A 16,704-nucleotide genomic window follows, 5' to 3' on the forward strand; every position below is an offset into this window, starting at 1 on the left:
CTCTACAAATATCTTCGCATCAAACCAGCCAGATCATCAGCGCCTACCGAAAGCACGACGCTCCATGGCCTACCTCAAGCGCGACGCTAAGCACAACGCCCGTCGTGCCCAGCGTCAGGCCGATCTGCAAGCCGTGCTCGGCAACATCGAACCGAACACCAGCTACCACCTACTCACCAGTGGCGACCTGGATGCAGGCGACGTCCTGGACTACCTGGTCCACACCCACGGCCCCTTTGCCAGCCTCTGGCTCACCACCTGGTCACTGGAGCGGCAGCACCTCAACACCCTCGAGGAGCACTTCGCCGAAGGCCGCCTGATCGACGGCTTCACCGCCTTCACCGGCGATTTCTTCGCCTCGCGCATGCCCGCCAATTACACCCGGCTCTGTCAGCTCGCCGAGCGCGTCGGCGGCCGCGTCTACCGGCTCAACAACCACGCCAAGATCATGCTGCTGCGCAACCCGCGGACCGGCCTTGCGCTCTACGTCGAAGGCTCCGCCAACTACACCAAGAACCCACGCATCGAAAACTGCTGCATCACCGCGGACCAAGGCCTGTACGACGCCATGCAGCACCACCTCAGCCAACTGATCGACGATCGCCATGAATACCGAATCGCGCCCCATGGATTTAGCCGCCGAGGTGCATGACCTGCTCATGGTCGGCGCCGCCCGCTGGCAAGTCGAAGCCGAACTCAAGCGCCGAGCGTCAAGCGACGCCCGCCCGATCCCGAGCGCCTCAGAGATCGACGCCGCCTATGCAGAAGCGGTAGACCGATGGATATCTGATGTAGATCAGACCGAAGAAGAACTGCACGCCTACTACATCGCAATGTGCAAATGGGATAGAGCCCGATCAAATCAGATCAACGACATCCCAACGGCTGCACGCATCGCAGAAAAAATCCATAGCGCGCAAGAAAAGTACGCCGCCAAACGCGAAGCCGCCACCAAACGCCCGCAGCGCGAGTCCCGCATCGCCAAACTCCGCGCCCGCAAACCCACACTGAAAGCCGTCAACTGATGAGCGACACCAGCCTCTCACCCCTACTCACCACCAAAGAGCTCCAAGCCCGTCTGGTCAAAGAGCTAGGCGACGGCTACCGCTTCACCGAGCGCTACCTCAACGCCCTCGGTCGCCGCGAACACAACCCCATGCCCTGCGCCTCCCCGGCCGGCCCCAACAACCGCGGCAACGGCTGGGACTGGGATCAAGTGCTCGAGTGGTTCGAGCAAGAAACCGAACGCGAAGACGCCGAAGACGATGTTCAGATCAGCGGAGCAGAAGGCATCCGCGTCACCGTGCGCGCCATCGCCGATGAGCTGCGCATGGACCAACGCACCGTCATCGACCGGCTGCGCAACTGGAACATCGCCCCCGTCGGCAAGCGCAAAAACCGCACCGGCCCACCTGCCGACCTCTACCGCCTCAGCGACATCTTCGACGCCTTCACCGCCAGCACCCAAGCCGACGACCCCGACATGCTCCCCGCCACCGAGCGCGACGCCTTCTACCGCTCCGAACTGCGCAAAGACGAGCTGCGCCGTCAACGCGGAGAACTGATCGAGATCGACGACGCCCGCCGCATCTTCAACCGCTTAATCGAAGTCCGCCGCGACTTCTACGAGCTGCTGCCCGACGCCCTCGAGCGCAAGCTCAACCTTGACGCCGCCGCCCTCGACGAAATCCAACGCCAGATCGACAAAACCCGCCAGGCCGAAGCCCAACGCATCCTCGACCTGCACGCCGAGCTTAGCCAGCACCAAACCGCCATCACGGCACAGGAATAACCATGTCAAAGCACACGCTAGAAATAACAACAGCGACGATCGAGATCAAAGTTGTTCGTGTCGACGGTCACAAAATGACAAAAGCGACATTCGACCAAATACAATTTGACGATTTAACCAACATAAAACCAGACAACATCCTTGGATGGGTTAATCAAAAAGGCCTTGTTGTTTTGTTCCAAAAAGATGGGAAGTTACTAAAAAGAAGGATATTTCAGCATCGTAGTTATGATGAATATGGAGATCTAAATTTAGATCGTTCAGGAGGAATCGGCCTTAAAGGTGAAGACTTAACCGGGTTCGACGCTCAAAAACTGACCATGGGTATTCAACACGTCTACGACCAGCTATTCATTGCAACCTAAGCCATAACCACCGCCCGCGCATGATCCCCTTCGCCCAAGCCGCCAGCCTCCTGCCCGACATCGCTACCGGCATCGCCCCGCCGATCCGCCGTCGCGTCAGCGAATCCGCGGCCAAGATCGTGCGCCTACAAGCCCCCTCTGGCGCCGTCGACCTCTGGGACCCGACCATCACCCCCTACATGATCGAGCCCATGGACGCCCTCGAATCACGCCAATACCAAGCCATGGTGTTCACCGGACCAGCGCAAAGCGGCAAGACCCAAGCCCTCATCGACTGCTGGATCGCCCACGTCGCCACCTGCACCCCCAGCGACATGACCCTCATCCAATCCACCACCGACGTCGCCCGCCGCTTCGAGCGCGACCGCTGGCGCAAGCTCTACCGCCACAGCCCCGAACTCAAAGCCGCCATGTCCCCCCGCGGCCACGACAACAACACCTACGACAAAACCCTGCGCACCGGCGACACCATCGAAATCGGCTGGCCCTCCGAAAACCAACTCCAAGGCATCAGCCGCCGCCGCATGGCCTTTACCGACTACGACCGCATGCCCCTGTCCATCGGCGGCCAAGGCTCCCCGTTCGAGCTCGGGCGCAAGCGCACCCGCAAATACCGCAGCCTCGCCATGACCCTCGCCGAATCCAGCGTCGGCCACGAACAAGAAGACCCCCACTGGCGCGCCACCAGCCCCCACGAAGCCCCGCCCGCCAAAGGCATCCTTGCGCTGTACAACATGGGCACCCGCCACCGCCTCTATTGGCCCTGCCCAGACTGCGGCGACTACTTCATGAGTCCACCCGGCCCCGACGGCTTCACTTACGACGTTGACCAAGACCTGCTCGGCAGCCCCATCCCCGAGACCCTGCGCAACGTCCGCGCCACCTGCACCGCCTGCGGCAGCGCTATCGACGAAAGCCACAAACCCGCCATGCTCGCCAACGCCCGATGGGTCCCCGATCACTGCCGCATCACCCCAGAAGGCCGCCTCGAAGGCCCCACCCCCAAAACCGACATCGCCAGCTACTGGCTCCACGGCATCCACGCCGCCTTCAGCCGTTGGCACGACCTCATCCTCGCCTACCTCCAGGCCGACAAAACCCGCCGCGCCACCGGCGATGAAGAACCCCTGCGCACCGTCATCATGCAAGACTTCAACGCGCCCTACGTCGCCGCCGCCCGCGCCGACAGCCTCAAACCCGCCGAACTCGCCGAGCGCGCCATCCACGTCCCCCCGCGCATGGTCCCCGACTGGGTGCGCTACCTCATCGCCGTCGCCGACGTCCAGGCCCATTACTTCAGCGTCATGATCATCGGCCACGGCCCCCAGCGCGAACGCATCATCATCGACCGCTTCGAGATCACCGAAAGCCCCCGCAGCATCGACGGCATCGACCCCGCCGCCTACCTCGAAGACTGGGACACCCTCACCCAACGCTGCGTCCTCGCCCGCTACCCGCTCGCCGCCGACCCCCAGCGCAAGATGAACATCCGCCTCACCCTCGTCGACACCGGCGGCGGCCACGCCACCCACGACACCAGCCGCACCGTCACCCGCCAAGCCTACGACTGGTTTCGCAAACTGCGCACCCAACGCCTCGATCACCGCATCGCCCTCATCAAAGGCCGCTACCAACGCCCAGACACCGCCGGACGCACCGTCGATGAAAGCCGCCCCGACAACACCACCCGCACCGATCGCCGCTCCCACGCCCGCGGCGACGTCCCCCTCTACCTGCTCCACGTCAACCGCCTCAAAGACAGCCTCGACAACGACCTACGCCGCAGCCAACCAGGCCCCGGCCACATCCACCTGCCCAGCTGGCTCCCGCAAAACCTCTTTGACGAACTCACCGCCGAAGTACGCACCACCGCCGGCTGGGAACCCGCCGGCAACAACCGCCGCAACGAAGCCTGGGACCAGCTCACCTACGACAGCGCCGCCGACCTCCTCCTACAAGACAACCGCGGCCTCGTGCGCAGCACCGAAGCCCGCGCCCGCCACGCCCGCCCAGCAGACCGCATCGACTGGACCAACCCACCCCTCTGGGCCGGCCCACACACCGCCAACACCGAAATCGACAACCCCCTAACCCCCACAGAACGCACACCCAACCACCTCGCCCGCCCAGACACCGCCAACACCACCACCGCCTACCAATTCCCCGCCCTCAACTAAAGGAGGCCGCAGATGCACAGCCCCATCGACCCCGCCGCAGACCTCCTCGCCACTCAGCGCCAAGCCCTCATGGCCGCCGTCGCCGAACTCCATCTCCCGCTCCCGCCCGACCACGCCAGCGCACTCGCCGAACGCATCGAACGCGCCATCCGCCACCACCACGGCGGCACCAGCCCCTACATCCCCGTGCTCAACAGCCTCGACAAGCACGACCGCAACAGCGCCATCCGCCGCGACTACGCCCAAGGCCGCCGCCTCGCCGAAATCGCCGCCCGCTACCACCTCAGCGAAAGCCGCGTCCGCCAGATCCTCGCGCTCTAGTCGTCTCGAAAAAACATCAGCATCGATCGCCGGCCTAGTGCCGGTTTTTTGTGCCTAAAAAAAGTTTACTTTTACACTTGCATCCTGCTGAGAATAAGGTATACTTTTAATCACTGAAGGCAACAACGCAGACCGACCGGAGCAAACCAATGGAACAGCTAAGAGAAAAAATCCGCGCCATGACAACCAGCCAAATTCAGGAAAGCGTTAACGCTATCGGCGGCGGAAAGGCATCAACAGAAGAAACCATGGTCCGCGCAGCCTTGATCGATGTTTACGAAGAGCGCAAAGGCGAAAAAGCCGCTGACGCGCTAATGCAATCGCTTGGGATGATGTAGCAACAACCCACCACCAGCCGCACGGACGCGGCCAACAGGAGAACACCATGACCTACTCGCAAAAACTGAATCGTCATATCGATGTCTCTATCGATCAGCTCAACCGTTTTAATGAAGCTGAGTTGGAGTCCGCACTAGCAGCCTTGCCTGGCTATCCTGACACAGACCCTAAGACGATCCGAGCCCTTGCCGAACGCGGCGACCCGAACGCCAGGCTCGTCATCGAACGTGCCGACGCTGGCGATCAAGTCGCCCAAGACTGGCTGTAACACTCGCCCGCTGCACGGACGCGGCCAACCGGAGAACATCACCGAATGAACATCTTCAACGTCGACCAATGGTTTTTCGATGGCATGACAGGAGAAGACCCGGATCTAAGTCTTGCGGACGATGACATCTACCTCGCCGCCTTCAACGCCGGACGGCGCAAAGCCGGCCTTGCACCCATCACCGATGGCAGCCAGGGTGTCACGCCAGCCGGGTGCGCCAGCCGACTCGACTCAGAGCACCCGGCGAACTTCCGAGCGGACGCCTAATGACCACCCACAGCCCCCAACCCAAACGCGGCCCCGGCCGCCCACCCGGCAAAGAGCGCCCGCACACCGTCTCGGTGAAGCTCTCAGACGCCGAGCTCGCCAAAGCCGAACAACTCGGAAATGGCAAGCCAGGAGCAGGACTCAGAGCCGCCCTAAGCCGCATCAGATCCCCGAAACCCTGAACCCAACCCGCACGGAAGCGACCAACAGGAACCCCCCATGGCTAACAAACTCACCCCCTGCCCAGACTGCGGCCACCAGATCAGCAAGCAAGCCAAAGCCTGCCCCAACTGCGGCGGCAAACCAAAACGCCGTACCACGGCAACCACCTGGGTCATCACCGGCCTGATCGCCTTCATCCTCATCGGCTCAGCCCTAAGCCCGATCGAGCCCACCACCGACGCCCCCTCATCACCAGCGGCCAGCACCCACCCGGCACCCACCAAACAAACACTCGCAGGCAATCTCACGGAGCAAGACATCTGCAACACCGCCGGCCTCCTCATACGCCGCAGCCTCAGCAACGCCTACAGAACCATCGACATTCCCTGCTCAGTCACCGCGGACAACAACCAAGTCAGCATCAACGCCGGCTACCGCGTCCCTCAGCCCATGGGCGGTCACACCCTACGCTACACCGCCACAGGGCAAGTCACGGGTCGCAACCTGCGGATCAACACCATCCGCGTGCATGGCGTTGATGACCAACCTGTCGACTTCGCTGAATTTGGATTTTGACCACCAAACCAACCAAAAAAACGGAACATCACGATGACAAAAAGATATTGGATGCCGACTGAACCGCCAAGCGTCTTACTCGACTGGCTCAGCGAAAACGTGAAAGATGCGTTTGATGAATATTGGAACAGCGAACCGCCCTGCGGGCTAGACGTTACAGATGACGGGGTTACGTTGACTGTGTTCGGGCCGCCCCTGCCTCCCGGGTTTAGCCAAGATCAAGAAGATGAAAGCGAAGACGCATCCCTTGAAAGCGTCTACACAATGCGGCTTGACCTGGAATTTATGCTCAGAGACCTATTACTCCCAAGATCGTTGCGCCATGGACCAAAAAGCGATAGTGAACGCAACGAACTCAGAGAAAATGCAGAAAAACTCCTTGCGCTTGCTAAAAAAATTCAAGAACTAGTCAGCGAGACAGAGCGTTTCAGGCGATGACCGCCTAAACCACCCGCAGCTTTTCCAGGAAAAATTTTCAAGCCTTTCCCCTAAAAAGCTGCACCCTCTTTAGGGCATGCTCCCAGCATGCTCTCCCGCGCCCTCGCCACCCTTACGCTCCAACAGCTCCAGGCTGAGCAATCCGCCTGTCTGAGCGCCTACCTCAAGCTCTCAAGGGGCGCGGCCACAGCCACCGTCACCCTCAACACCGACGGCACCGACCGCACCATCAGCTACGCCCGCACCGAGCTCAAGCACTTAGCCGACCTGCTCGACGCCCTCGATCGCGCCATCGCCATCAAAACCGGCGACACCGCAGCCCAAGCCGCCCAACGCCGCCGCCCACTGCACCCGGTGCTCTAACCCATGGCCACCGCAACCCGCAGCAAGCCCCGTTACCGCGCCAACCTCGACGGCAGCCTCAGCCCCATCGTCGCCGACCTCGCCGACCCGCGCCTCAACGCCGACGACGCCCAAGCCCCCACGCTCAAAGCCGCCCACGACACCAGCCACGACGCCGCCAGCCACACCCGCCGCGGCCTCGAAACCTGGCTCCCACAAGGCAAAAGCGCCGACGCCGACCTGCTGCCCGAACTCGAGCGCATGGCCCACCGCGCCCGCGACCTCGAGCGCAACAACCCCATCGCCGCCGGCTACCTACAAACCAGCCGCGACAACATCGTTGGCGCCACGCTCAACATCAGCCCACGCCCAGATACCGTCCTCCTTGGCTGGGATCTCGAACGCGCCCGCGCCTGGTCCCGCACCACCCGCGCCCAATTCCGCACCTGGGCCGACAGCCCCGAATGCGACGCCGCCGCCAGCGACACCCTCATCGGCCTCACCAACCAGATGCTCACCGGCGCGCTCACCAACGGCGACGCCATCGCGCTCCCGCTCTGGATCGACCGCCCCGGCAACGGCTGGCGCAGCAAGCTCCTGGTGATCGAATCCGACCGCCTCGACACCCCCCCGCAGCTCGGCCACCGCGCCGACATCCGCAAAGGGGTTGAGATCGACGACAACGGCGCCCCCGTCGCCTACCACATCAACCGCCACCACCCGCGCGACTACCAGCAATACGGCCAATCCGCGATCGATGACTTCATCCGCATTCCCGCCTTCACCCCCTGGGGCCGGCGCCGCGTCATCCATCTACGCGACAAGACCCGCGCCGGCGCCAACCGCGGCCGCCCCATCTTCGCCGCCGTCACCAAAGAGCTGTTCCAGACCGGCCAATATGCCGACGCCGAGCTGACCGCCGCCCTGGTGCAAAGCCTGGTCGCCGCCTTCATGGAATCCGACCTGCCACCCGATCAGGTCTTTGAGCTCTTCAACAGCCAAGAAAACCCCGAAGGCTACTGGGCCGAAAGCCTCAAGCGCGTCTCCCCGCAGCTCAAATCTGGCGCCATCATCAACCTCCCGCTCGGCGCCAAGCCGCAATTTCTCGCCCCCAGCCGCCCCAACAGCGCCTTCGACGCCTTCCTGCTCGCCGTCGAACGCCACATCGGCACCGGCACCCACCTGCCGCGCGAACTGCTGACCAAAGACTTCAGCCGCAGCAACTACAGCTCCGCCCGCGCCGCCCTGCTGGAGGCCTGGCGCTACTTCCACAGCCGCCGCCGCTGGCTCATCGACGCCTGGTTTACCCCGATCTACGCCCTCTGGATGGAAGAAGCCGTCGATCTAGGCCGCGTCGAAGCTGATCGCTACTACAGCCTTCAGCATTGCTTCACCAGAGCCAGATGGACCTTCGCCGGCCGTGGCTGGGTCGACCCCACCAAAGAAGCCACCGCCGCCCAAATCCGCATGGACATCGGCGTCAGCACCCTCGAACAAGAATGCGCCGAGCAAGGCCTCGACTGGGAAGACGTCCTCGAACAGCGCGCCTACGAACAACAGCGCACCCGCGACCTCGGCCTAACCCCCGCCGACACCGCCAGCCTCATTGCTGCTGATCAGCGCGAGCGCACCACCGAACAGCCCGCAGAGCAGGGCAGGGCAACCGCATGACCACCCGCGCCCTCGACCTCATCACCGCCCAACCTTGGGCTGTTGAACCCGCCGCCCTGGATACCATCCTCCAGATCGCCCAGCGCGCCAACGACACCCCCGAAGCCGTCGCCGCCAAACTCGGCCGCCCGCTCGAGAACACCCGCCAAGTCCGCCAGCGCGACGCCACCGCCATCATCCCGGTCACAGGCCCGATCTTCCGCCGCGGCAACCTGCTGACCGAGATCAGCGGTGCCACCAGCGTCGAGGTCCTCGCCACCGACCTACAAACCGCCGCCGACAACCCGGCCATCGAGCGCATCGTCCTCGAGATCGACAGCCCTGGAGGCCAAGCCACCGGCATTGCAGAGCTCGCCGCCCAGATCCGCGCCATCGGCCAGACCAAACCCGTTGTCGCCTACGTCGATGGCATGGCCGCCAGCGCCGCCTACTGGCTCGCCGCCGCCGCCACCGAGATCATCGCCGACAAGACCGCACTGCTCGGCAGCATCGGCGTCATCGCCAGCTACCGGCCCGAAAAAGACGCCCCGATCAAGATCATCTCCTCCGTCTCGCCGCTCAAGCAAGCCACCCCCGACACCGACAGCGGCCGCGCCGAACTGCAACGCATCGTCGACGACCTTGCCGCCATCTTCGTCAACGACATCGCCGCCTATCGCGGTGTCAGCCCCGAACACGTCGCCCAACACTTCGGCCGCGGTGGCGTGCTCATCGCCGCCCGCGCCGTCGACGCCGGCATGGCCAACCGCCTCGCCGGCTTCGAGACCCTATTTCAATCCGCCGGCACCGCCGGCTATCACCCCCAAAGAGGCCCGCACATGACCTACCAAGCCGATGTCAACGCGGCACTCGGGCTGCCAGCCGAAGCATCGGCTGAGCAGGCCACCGCCGCCATCCAAGCCAGCAGCGCCAAGCTCACCACCGCCACCGAAGACGGCAAAGCCGCCGGCGCCGCTGCCGAACGCGAGCGCACCGCCCTCATCCTCGAAGCGCTCACCGAGCACCCGCACGCCACCGAGACCGCCCACGCCGCCATCGCCGCCGGCTTAAGCTTCGATCAAGCCCAAGCCATGATCAAAGCCGTCCCCGCGCCAACCCCAAGCGCCAACGACGCCAACGGTACCAACGGCCCCAGCGCCTTCGAGCAACACATGGCCGCCATCGGCAACCCCCCGATCAGCCCCGACCAAGACACCCGCAGCGACCCCGACGCCGAGGCCACCGCCCTCTGGGATCGTATCGCCACCCGTTACGCCCCGGCCAAGCACTAAGGAGCCGCCGCCATGACCACCTTCACCGAAACCCCACACGCCGGCGCTTTCATCGTCTCCGAGTCCAACGGCACCCGCTCGCGCGCCACCGCCACGCTCGAATCCGGCCAAGACCTCCTCGCCGGCACCGTGCTCGGCATCGTCACCGCCTCCGGCAAATACACCCAATTCGACCAAGACGGCGCCGATGGTAGCGAAACCGCCGCCGGCATCCTCGTCTACCCGACCGATGCCACCAGCGCCGACACCGCCTGCGCCGCCATCGTCCGCGATGCCGAAGTCCACGGCGACCAACTCACCTGGCCCGCCGACATCGAAGCCGGCGAAAAGACTACCGCCATCGCTCAGCTCGCGTCGCTGGGCATCATCGTCCGCTAACCGTCGCCACACCCGCGACACCGCACCCCAGCGACCACACCGTATAGGAGCCCAGCACCATGGCCACCATGGACATCTTTTCTGCCAACCCCTTCAGCGCCGTCCAACTCACGGCCGCCGTCGACAAAGTGCCGTACCAACCCGCCTATCTGCGCGGCCTTGGCATCTTCACCCCACGCCCCGTGCGCACCGAAACCGTCGCCGTCGAAGAGCGCAACGGCACCCTTGGTCTGATTCAGACCAGCGCACGCGGCACCGAACTGACAGAAAAAGGCGCCGAAGCCCGCAAGATCCGCGACTTCCGCACCCTGCGCATCGCCAAAGGCGCCACCATCACCGCCAGCCAGATCCAGAACATCCGCGCCTTCGGCTCCGAAACCGAACTGATGGGCGTCATGGATGAAGTCATGCGCGCGCTCGCCGGCCCCGGCGGCCTACGCTCCGAGGTCGAGCTGACCCACGAAAATATGGCCCTGGGCGCCGTCCAAGGCGTCGTCACCGATGCCGACGGCAGCACACTCTACGACTGGTTTACCGAGTTCGGCATCACCCAAGACGCCGAGATCGACTTCGACCTCGACAACGCCACCCCCGCCTCGGGCGCCGTGCGCAAGAAGTGCAACCAAGTCGTGCGCCAAACCATGACCGCCGCAGCCGGCGCCTGGGTCCCCGGCCGCACCTACATCATGGCCCTGTGCGGCGATGCCTTCTGGGACGACCTCACCGCCCACAGCGAGATCCGCCAAACCTACCTCAACACCATGCAGGCCGCCGATCTGCGCGACAACAACCTGCCGTTCGAGACCTTCCGCTACGGCGGCATCATCTGGGCCAACTACCGCGGCACCGACGACGGCACCACCGTCGCCATCGGCACCGACAAGGCCAAGTTCTTTCCCGTCAACGCCCCCGGCGTGTTCGAGGTCGCCTACAGCCCGCTGGAAAGCCTCGGCTTCGCCAACACCCCCGGCCGCGAGCACTACAGCCTCATCGTCCGCGACACCGACCGCGACATGTGGATCAGGCCCGAGATGTACAGCTACCCCCTGCACATCTGCACCCGCCCAAAGATGCTGCAACGCGCCAAGCGCACCTAAACCGGCACCAAGCGCACCCTCAGCGAAGCCCAACCCGCATGACCTGGCAAGCCGCCATCGCCGCCCTCAACACCGCCGTGCTCGACCTCGAGCACGGTTTTGGCGAACCGTTGACCCTTGCCGACGGCAGCCAGATCCAGGGGCTTTTCACCCTCAACAACCCCATCGGCTACGGCTACGGGGTTGAGTTGACAGACGCCCTCGAGCAGCAACCGCAACCAACCCTCCGCCTGCTCGAAGCCGACGCCACCACCCACGCCGCCCAGCTCGCCACCGGCCAGCCGGTCACCATCACCCGCGACGACCAAAAAACCGGCGACACCAAACAAGTCACCTACATCATCGCCGAGCCCCCCGAGCCCGACGGCCACGGCATGAGCCGAGTTGCGCTCATGGACGAGCAGCCCCAAGACACCGACCCCAATGCGGAGACCTGGCGATGGCGCTAACCGGCACCGCCCGCATCGAGATCGGCACCCTGCGCGCCGCCATGCTCACCAGCATGGCCGCCGCCTTCACCGCGCGCGCGCAAACCCTCGCTCGCTGCGCCGCCTTCGACCCCGCCGATCTCACCGACAGCGACGGCAACCCCGTGCTCAACACCCCGAGCCTGCTGCTCGAGATCGGCCCCAGCACCGAGCTCGAAAACCCCTTCCGGCCCCTCGGCGCCCAGGCCTGTTACCACGGCGACCTCATCGAATGGCGCGCCTACCACATTGCCAGCCGCCGCCCCAGCGACCGCGACAGCGACGGCATCACCGAGCACGCCGACCCCGAGCTTGCCACCATGGAGATGGCCATGATCACCCGCGGTCTGCTCTACGACGCCGCCCTCAACCGCTGGGGCAGCGCCGCCGTCGACCACCCCGAGCCCGCCAGCATCACCAGCGAGCCGGTCGACCTCAAGCTCGCCGGTTACACCTGCCGCGTGCTGCGCTGGCAACAAGCCGTATTGCTCGCCGATCGCTACAGCTAACACCCACGCAAAAGGCACACGCAGGCATGCACACTCACCGGCCGTCACCACCAGGCAACGCCAGCGCCCGCCAAGCCCCGCCCTGGCCGTTGCCGCTGCTCTCGATCCTGCTGCTCCTGCTCGCCGGCTGTGCGACCCCTGAATACATGCTCAGCGGCTTTACCGACGTACCCAAAACGTGCGCCGAGATCGATGCGGAGCTTCGCCAATCCGCTAAGCAGCAGGCGCTTTCATCGAATCTGACGCTCGGAAAAACAGGCCTCATCACAGGAATCTCAGTGGCCGCCGCGGCCGGAGCACTCCCTGTTGGCTTTGCCTGGGCGCCGCTCTTTGCGATTGCTATTCAGCCGTTACAGCCGCCCAGCAAAGCTGACCGAATTTATCACTTGGCACGCGTCAGAGAGATTAGAGATTGTCAGCCTTTGCAGCTTACGCAATGAAAAAACGGATCTTCTTACCGCTCATTCTGCTGACAGGCTGCATGGCCGCTAATCCTACGCGACCCGTCCTAACGTGCGCTGGCGAATGCACCTATTACGGCCCACAACAACCCGATCCACGCGTCGAAATGGCAAAAGTCCTAACCGGCGGGCTGTCATCGGTCGTTGGCATCGTCGTTGGTGGTGACGTTTTGAAATCGCTTGGCAGCGCCTCCAGCGCAACTAGCACCATTGAAAGAACCACCAACAACAACACCACATCCATCACAGATCGCGCCAACAGCATCAGCGACCGACAAGCCAGCGCAGTGTCAGATGTCCGCTATACATCAATTTCTGATACCGCGATCACTGACACCACCGTGTCAGACACAACGATCAGTGACACCTCATCTGTCAGCGACACCGCATTTGTAGGCCCAGCGCAATGATCAAACGCTTTCTGATCGACCGCCTTGATGAGCGCAGCACCTGGCGCGCCCTCGTCGCCCTGCTCACCCTGCTCGGCATCGGCCTCTCACCGGAGCAAAGCGACGCCATCATCGCCGCCGGCATCGCCATAGGCGCCGCCCTGGAAGCGCTGCTGCCTGATCCTGCTGGCCGTATGCGTCCTCAGCGGCTGCCAGAGCACGCCGACGCAGCCGAGCTGCCACATGCAACCAGCGATCAGCCCGCACGCAAGCCTGCTGACCCCGCCCGATCCGACCTCGACAACGCCTTCGGACCTTGGGGCGATGATCGCTGAATCCCTCATGCTCAAGCTGCAGTGTCGCTACTGAACAGGAACCCAACGATGAAAGCCATCCTCATCAATACGCTTTACAACACACTGCGTTGGTACGTCTCGACAGGCATCTTCGACCGACTCGCTGGCCTCGTGCGCCAACTCACCCGCGCCGAGATCCCAGGCCGTGACAAACGCGCCCAAGTCATCGAATTTGCCGAGCAAGAGTTTGGGCTGATCTGGGGCGAAGCGAGCAGCATCGTCATTGATGCCATCATTGCCGTCACCCGCCTGAAAGACGCAAAGCCAACCTAAAACACGTCATGACCGAAGACTACTTTCGTCAGACGGTTCAAGAGCGGCTGCAAGACCATGAGCAACGCCTGCGGCTACTCGAGCGCGAAGTGCGCGACAACACCATCGTCGTTCGCAGCGCCCGCTGGGTTGCCGTCGTCGTCGGCGGCTCCGCGCTCACCATGATTGCCACGCTCATATTTGAAAAGGTGTCCGCGTGAACAATCTTTTAACAGCGGCGTATCTCATGACGATCTTTTTACACAGCATCTCAATTGGCCTGTACCTCTATGTCGTTATTAAAGCGATTCGCCGCCACGACATGGAAACCTCGCTTAAAACCACCGTGGTCGGCGCCTGCAGCTTTGCCATACTGCTCTCGCTCGTCTTCTCAGCCATGCAAGTCGACTGGATTATCCGCAATAACCACGATGCCATCGGCGAAGATGCCAGCATTGTTTGGCTGATCTTCGATTACCTCCTGGTCGTCTACCTCATCAGCGTCGGCCAAGTCATCAACGTCGTCGTTTCCTGGAGCCGCTCCACCGGCCGACGGAAAGAACCCATCATCAAATTCAGCCGCCACGGCTCCGTCTGGGGTGCCCGATGAGCGCCGCCTCGCCCCCCTGCGTGCATTACAGCCTTACCCAAAGCACTGGCGCTGCGATTTGTCGGCTCAATAGCAATCTGCCACCCGTTCACTGCCCATGTTCAGATTACTCGCCCGATTATGGCACCTATGGACCGCGCCTCAGCCGCTGGAGCCAGCACCTGATGTGGGACCAACCGAACGACCTCAACAGCCAAATCAAGCCATGATTGAGCCAACGCGCATCAGCCAGACAGGCATTGATCTCATTAAGCGCTTCGAGGGCTTAGAACTCCAGGCGTATCGCGATCCCGTTGGCATCGTCACTGTGGGCTACGGCCACACCAAGACCGCACGTATGGGGCAGCAGATCAGCGAAGCCGAAGCCGAATCACTGCTGCGTCAAGACCTCGAGCAATTCGAGCGCTGCGTGTCCGAATCCGTCAAGGCCCCGCTTGAGCAATCTCACTTCGACGCCCTGGTCAGCTTCGCCTTCAACGTCGGCTGCGGAGCACTCAAGCGCTCCACGTTACTAAAGAAGCTCAACGCCCTGGATTACCCCGGCGCGGCCGATGAACTGCCACGCTGGAACCAAGCCGGAGGCCGTGTCCTGCGCGGCCTTGTTCGCCGTCGCGCCGCCGAGCGTGACCTGTTTCTATCCGCCTAAGAGGACACCCTCATGCCATTAGCCACCTGCAACGATCTCATCGCCTCCAAAGGCACAAAAGTCTACGTTTCCGCCTCTCTCCCGGCCGACTACCTCATCGCCACCTACGACACCCTGAGCTGGACCGAAGTCGGCATGGTCGAATCCGTGCCCGAGATGGGGCCCAACGCCAGCGTCGGCACCTACACCCCGCTTGGCACCGGCAAAGTCTGCAAATACCTCACCACGGAGGATATGGGTGATCTCAGCATCTCGATCGCCAAGACCGGAGACGCCGGCCTTGCCATCCTCGAAGCCAACGAGCGCACCGGCGCCAACATCGCCTTCAAGATCGAGCTAAGCGACATGGGCGCGCCTGGCGTTGGCGCAGCCCCCACCCGCTATTGCTTCATCGGCATGGTCACCGGCCTGCCTGTGAGTCCTGGCTCCGTCGAAGGCGTCGTCATGGTCAACCCGACGATTGCCGGCCAATCCGACTCCTGGGCCACCGCCGCCGCCGTAAACGGCAGCTAATCCCCTTCGCTGACATCCAGCAGCCCCGTGCACGGGGCTTTTTTCCACTGACCCTGAGACCTGATCATGAGCGACAAGAAGACCGACACCGACACCACCGAGCAGTACGACGACCTCGGCAGTCTGACCTGGCTCGACACCTACCGGATGCCCGTGCTGCATCCACGCACCGGCGAGACCATGTACTGCAAAGACGGCTCCGAGATGTGGATCGACCTCTTGGGCTCCGAGTCCGACGAGATCGAAGCCCTCAAGGCCCGCTTCCGCGAAGAAAACCGCCGATTGCAACGTAAGAGCAAAGACCTGACGCCCGAGCGCGAAGACGCCCGCGAGATCGAGATCTTGGTGACCGCAACCAAAGACTGGAACCTGCAGTTTGACGGCAACAAGCTGCCGTGCACCCCTGCCAACGCCAAGATGCTCTACAAGCTCAAGACCCCAATGGGCGTTGACCTGAAGCGCCAAGTCTCTGTAGCCGTGTTCAGCGAGGTGAACTTCATGGGGGAGTCGATGATTGCCTAACGCTGTGGATTGAGCATCACTGCTATTTGCAAGCGGTGCCCAAAGCACCGCCCAAGCACAGCAAAGCCGCGTTCAACAAAGGCGCCAACAGCGCCGAACACACCGACACCCGTACCCGCAAACAGCAACTCGAGGCCGCCCACGGTGACGACATCATTGATCTCGACATGCCACCGCTCGACCCGGCTGACCTCTGCCAGACCTACATCAGCATGCTGTTTGAAGCCGGCCCCGTCCTCCCCGGCGGCATGGGCGGAGCGACTGCGCTCACGTGGCAAGAACTCGACGCCTGGGCCAGCCGCACCGACCAACGCCTCACGCCCGAGGAGTTCCGCCTCCTGCGCCGCCTCAGCGGCGTCTACGCCAGCGCCAGCCACCGCATGAGCGAGCACGACGCCAAATCACCCTGGCTCGAGCAGCTGGCCGAGCATCACCAACGCAAACAGGCCGCCATCAAAGCCGCCTTCGACCGCATGGCGCGACTCAGCCAGCGGCAGCCCACCTCGAGGACCTAA

Annotated in this window: 28 protein-coding genes; all 28 read left to right on the plus strand. The window is 63.2% G+C overall.

Annotation, left to right across the window (positions count from 1 at the left end; genetic code table 11):
• On the plus strand, positions 1 to 652 hold a 652-nt coding region (locus VBE63_RS15235), incomplete at its 5' end, for a hypothetical protein (RefSeq protein ID WP_323683882.1).
• Positions 645 to 1,025 carry a hypothetical protein gene (locus VBE63_RS15240; RefSeq protein WP_323683883.1) on the plus strand — a complete coding sequence of 127 codons (381 nt, stop codon included), beginning with the start codon at positions 645 to 647 and terminating at the stop codon, positions 1,023 to 1,025. The genes VBE63_RS15235 and VBE63_RS15240, both read left to right, overlap by 8 nt.
• Positions 1,025 to 1,792, plus strand: a complete 768-nt coding sequence (locus VBE63_RS15245; protein ID WP_323683884.1) for a DUF1441 family protein — start codon at positions 1,025 to 1,027, stop codon at positions 1,790 to 1,792. The genes VBE63_RS15240 and VBE63_RS15245 overlap by 1 nt, the downstream gene beginning before the upstream one ends.
• 2 nt (positions 1,793 to 1,794) lie before the next feature.
• Positions 1,795 to 2,157, plus strand: a complete 363-nt coding sequence (locus VBE63_RS15250) for a hypothetical protein (protein WP_323683885.1) — start codon at positions 1,795 to 1,797, stop codon at positions 2,155 to 2,157.
• A 119-nt stretch (positions 2,158 to 2,276) separates the two neighbouring features.
• A complete protein-coding gene (locus VBE63_RS15255) occupies positions 2,277 to 4,334 on the plus strand; it encodes a terminase gpA endonuclease subunit (RefSeq protein WP_323683886.1) in 2,058 nt (685 codons plus the stop codon).
• A 12-nt stretch (positions 4,335 to 4,346) separates the two neighbouring features.
• A complete protein-coding gene (locus VBE63_RS15260; RefSeq protein ID WP_323683887.1) occupies positions 4,347 to 4,655 on the plus strand; it encodes a Mor transcription activator family protein in 309 nt (102 codons plus the stop codon).
• Positions 4,656 to 4,804: 149 nt separating this feature from the next.
• Positions 4,805 to 4,993 carry a hypothetical protein gene (locus VBE63_RS15265; RefSeq protein WP_323683888.1) on the plus strand — a complete coding sequence of 63 codons (189 nt, stop codon included), beginning with the start codon at positions 4,805 to 4,807 and terminating at the stop codon, positions 4,991 to 4,993.
• 47 nt (positions 4,994 to 5,040) lie between these two features.
• Positions 5,041 to 5,262 carry a hypothetical protein gene (locus VBE63_RS15270; protein WP_323683889.1) on the plus strand — a complete coding sequence of 74 codons (222 nt, stop codon included), beginning with the start codon at positions 5,041 to 5,043 and terminating at the stop codon, positions 5,260 to 5,262.
• A 45-nt stretch (positions 5,263 to 5,307) separates the two neighbouring features.
• A complete protein-coding gene (locus VBE63_RS15275) occupies positions 5,308 to 5,529 on the plus strand; it encodes a hypothetical protein (RefSeq protein ID WP_323683890.1) in 222 nt (73 codons plus the stop codon).
• Between the two features lie 219 nt (positions 5,530 to 5,748).
• Complete coding sequence (locus VBE63_RS15280) at positions 5,749 to 6,267, plus strand: hypothetical protein (RefSeq protein WP_323683891.1); 519 nt, start codon at positions 5,749 to 5,751, stop codon at positions 6,265 to 6,267.
• Between the two features lie 51 nt (positions 6,268 to 6,318).
• Complete coding sequence (locus tag VBE63_RS15285) at positions 6,319 to 6,705, plus strand: hypothetical protein (protein ID WP_323683892.1); 387 nt, start codon at positions 6,319 to 6,321, stop codon at positions 6,703 to 6,705.
• A gap of 87 nt (positions 6,706 to 6,792) precedes the next feature.
• Positions 6,793 to 7,068 carry a hypothetical protein gene (locus VBE63_RS15290; RefSeq protein WP_323683893.1) on the plus strand — a complete coding sequence of 92 codons (276 nt, stop codon included), beginning with the start codon at positions 6,793 to 6,795 and terminating at the stop codon, positions 7,066 to 7,068.
• 3 nt (positions 7,069 to 7,071) lie between these two features.
• Positions 7,072 to 8,718 (plus strand): phage portal protein, encoded by a 1,647-nt coding sequence (locus tag VBE63_RS15295; protein ID WP_323683894.1) that lies wholly within the window; start codon positions 7,072 to 7,074, stop codon positions 8,716 to 8,718.
• Positions 8,715 to 9,989, plus strand: a complete 1,275-nt coding sequence (locus tag VBE63_RS15300; protein WP_323683895.1) for a S49 family peptidase — start codon at positions 8,715 to 8,717, stop codon at positions 9,987 to 9,989. Before VBE63_RS15295 ends, VBE63_RS15300 begins: the two co-directional genes overlap by 4 nt.
• A gap of 12 nt (positions 9,990 to 10,001) precedes the next feature.
• Positions 10,002 to 10,367 carry a head decoration protein gene (locus VBE63_RS15305; protein ID WP_323683896.1) on the plus strand — a complete coding sequence of 122 codons (366 nt, stop codon included), beginning with the start codon at positions 10,002 to 10,004 and terminating at the stop codon, positions 10,365 to 10,367.
• 59 nt (positions 10,368 to 10,426) lie between these two features.
• A complete protein-coding gene (locus VBE63_RS15310; protein ID WP_323683897.1) occupies positions 10,427 to 11,464 on the plus strand; it encodes a major capsid protein in 1,038 nt (345 codons plus the stop codon).
• 38 nt (positions 11,465 to 11,502) lie between these two features.
• Positions 11,503 to 11,913, plus strand: a complete 411-nt coding sequence (locus tag VBE63_RS15315; protein ID WP_323683898.1) for a hypothetical protein — start codon at positions 11,503 to 11,505, stop codon at positions 11,911 to 11,913.
• Positions 11,904 to 12,440, plus strand: a complete 537-nt coding sequence (locus tag VBE63_RS15320) for a hypothetical protein (protein WP_323683899.1) — start codon at positions 11,904 to 11,906, stop codon at positions 12,438 to 12,440. The genes VBE63_RS15315 and VBE63_RS15320 overlap by 10 nt, the downstream gene beginning before the upstream one ends.
• Before the next feature lie 89 nt (positions 12,441 to 12,529).
• The gene (locus tag VBE63_RS15325) at positions 12,530 to 12,880 is read left to right on the plus strand and encodes a hypothetical protein (RefSeq protein ID WP_323683900.1); all 351 of its coding nucleotides are present in this window, start codon (positions 12,530 to 12,532) and stop codon (positions 12,878 to 12,880) included.
• Positions 12,877 to 13,311, plus strand: coding sequence for a hypothetical protein (locus VBE63_RS15330; RefSeq protein WP_323683901.1), 435 nt, complete (start codon positions 12,877 to 12,879; stop codon positions 13,309 to 13,311). The genes VBE63_RS15325 and VBE63_RS15330 overlap by 4 nt, the downstream gene beginning before the upstream one ends.
• Positions 13,308 to 13,625, plus strand: a complete 318-nt coding sequence (locus VBE63_RS15335) for a hypothetical protein (RefSeq protein WP_323683902.1) — start codon at positions 13,308 to 13,310, stop codon at positions 13,623 to 13,625. Before VBE63_RS15330 ends, VBE63_RS15335 begins: the two co-directional genes overlap by 4 nt.
• 48 nt (positions 13,626 to 13,673) lie before the next feature.
• Positions 13,674 to 13,919: a hypothetical protein gene (locus VBE63_RS15340; protein ID WP_323683903.1), complete on the plus strand. Its 246-nt coding sequence runs from the start codon at positions 13,674 to 13,676 to the stop codon at positions 13,917 to 13,919.
• Between the two features lie 8 nt (positions 13,920 to 13,927).
• Entirely contained in the window at positions 13,928 to 14,119 is a 192-nt protein-coding gene (locus tag VBE63_RS15345; protein WP_323683904.1) for a hypothetical protein, read from the plus strand.
• Between the two features lie 26 nt (positions 14,120 to 14,145).
• Positions 14,146 to 14,508, plus strand: coding sequence for a hypothetical protein (locus tag VBE63_RS15350; RefSeq protein WP_323683905.1), 363 nt, complete (start codon positions 14,146 to 14,148; stop codon positions 14,506 to 14,508).
• Between the two features lie 205 nt (positions 14,509 to 14,713).
• A complete protein-coding gene (locus VBE63_RS15355) occupies positions 14,714 to 15,154 on the plus strand; it encodes a lysozyme (RefSeq protein WP_323683906.1) in 441 nt (146 codons plus the stop codon).
• Positions 15,155 to 15,166: 12 nt separating this feature from the next.
• On the plus strand, positions 15,167 to 15,667 hold the full coding sequence (locus VBE63_RS15360) for a hypothetical protein (RefSeq protein WP_323683907.1): 501 nt from the start codon (positions 15,167 to 15,169) through the stop codon (positions 15,665 to 15,667).
• Positions 15,668 to 15,733: 66 nt separating this feature from the next.
• Entirely contained in the window at positions 15,734 to 16,189 is a 456-nt protein-coding gene (locus VBE63_RS15365) for a hypothetical protein (RefSeq protein WP_323683908.1), read from the plus strand.
• Positions 16,190 to 16,215: 26 nt separating this feature from the next.
• Positions 16,216 to 16,704 carry a hypothetical protein gene (locus VBE63_RS15370; RefSeq protein WP_323683909.1) on the plus strand — a complete coding sequence of 163 codons (489 nt, stop codon included), beginning with the start codon at positions 16,216 to 16,218 and terminating at the stop codon, positions 16,702 to 16,704.

This window comes from Lamprobacter sp., from assembly GCF_034860625.1.
Classification (GTDB): domain Bacteria; phylum Pseudomonadota; class Gammaproteobacteria; order Chromatiales; family Chromatiaceae; genus Lamprobacter.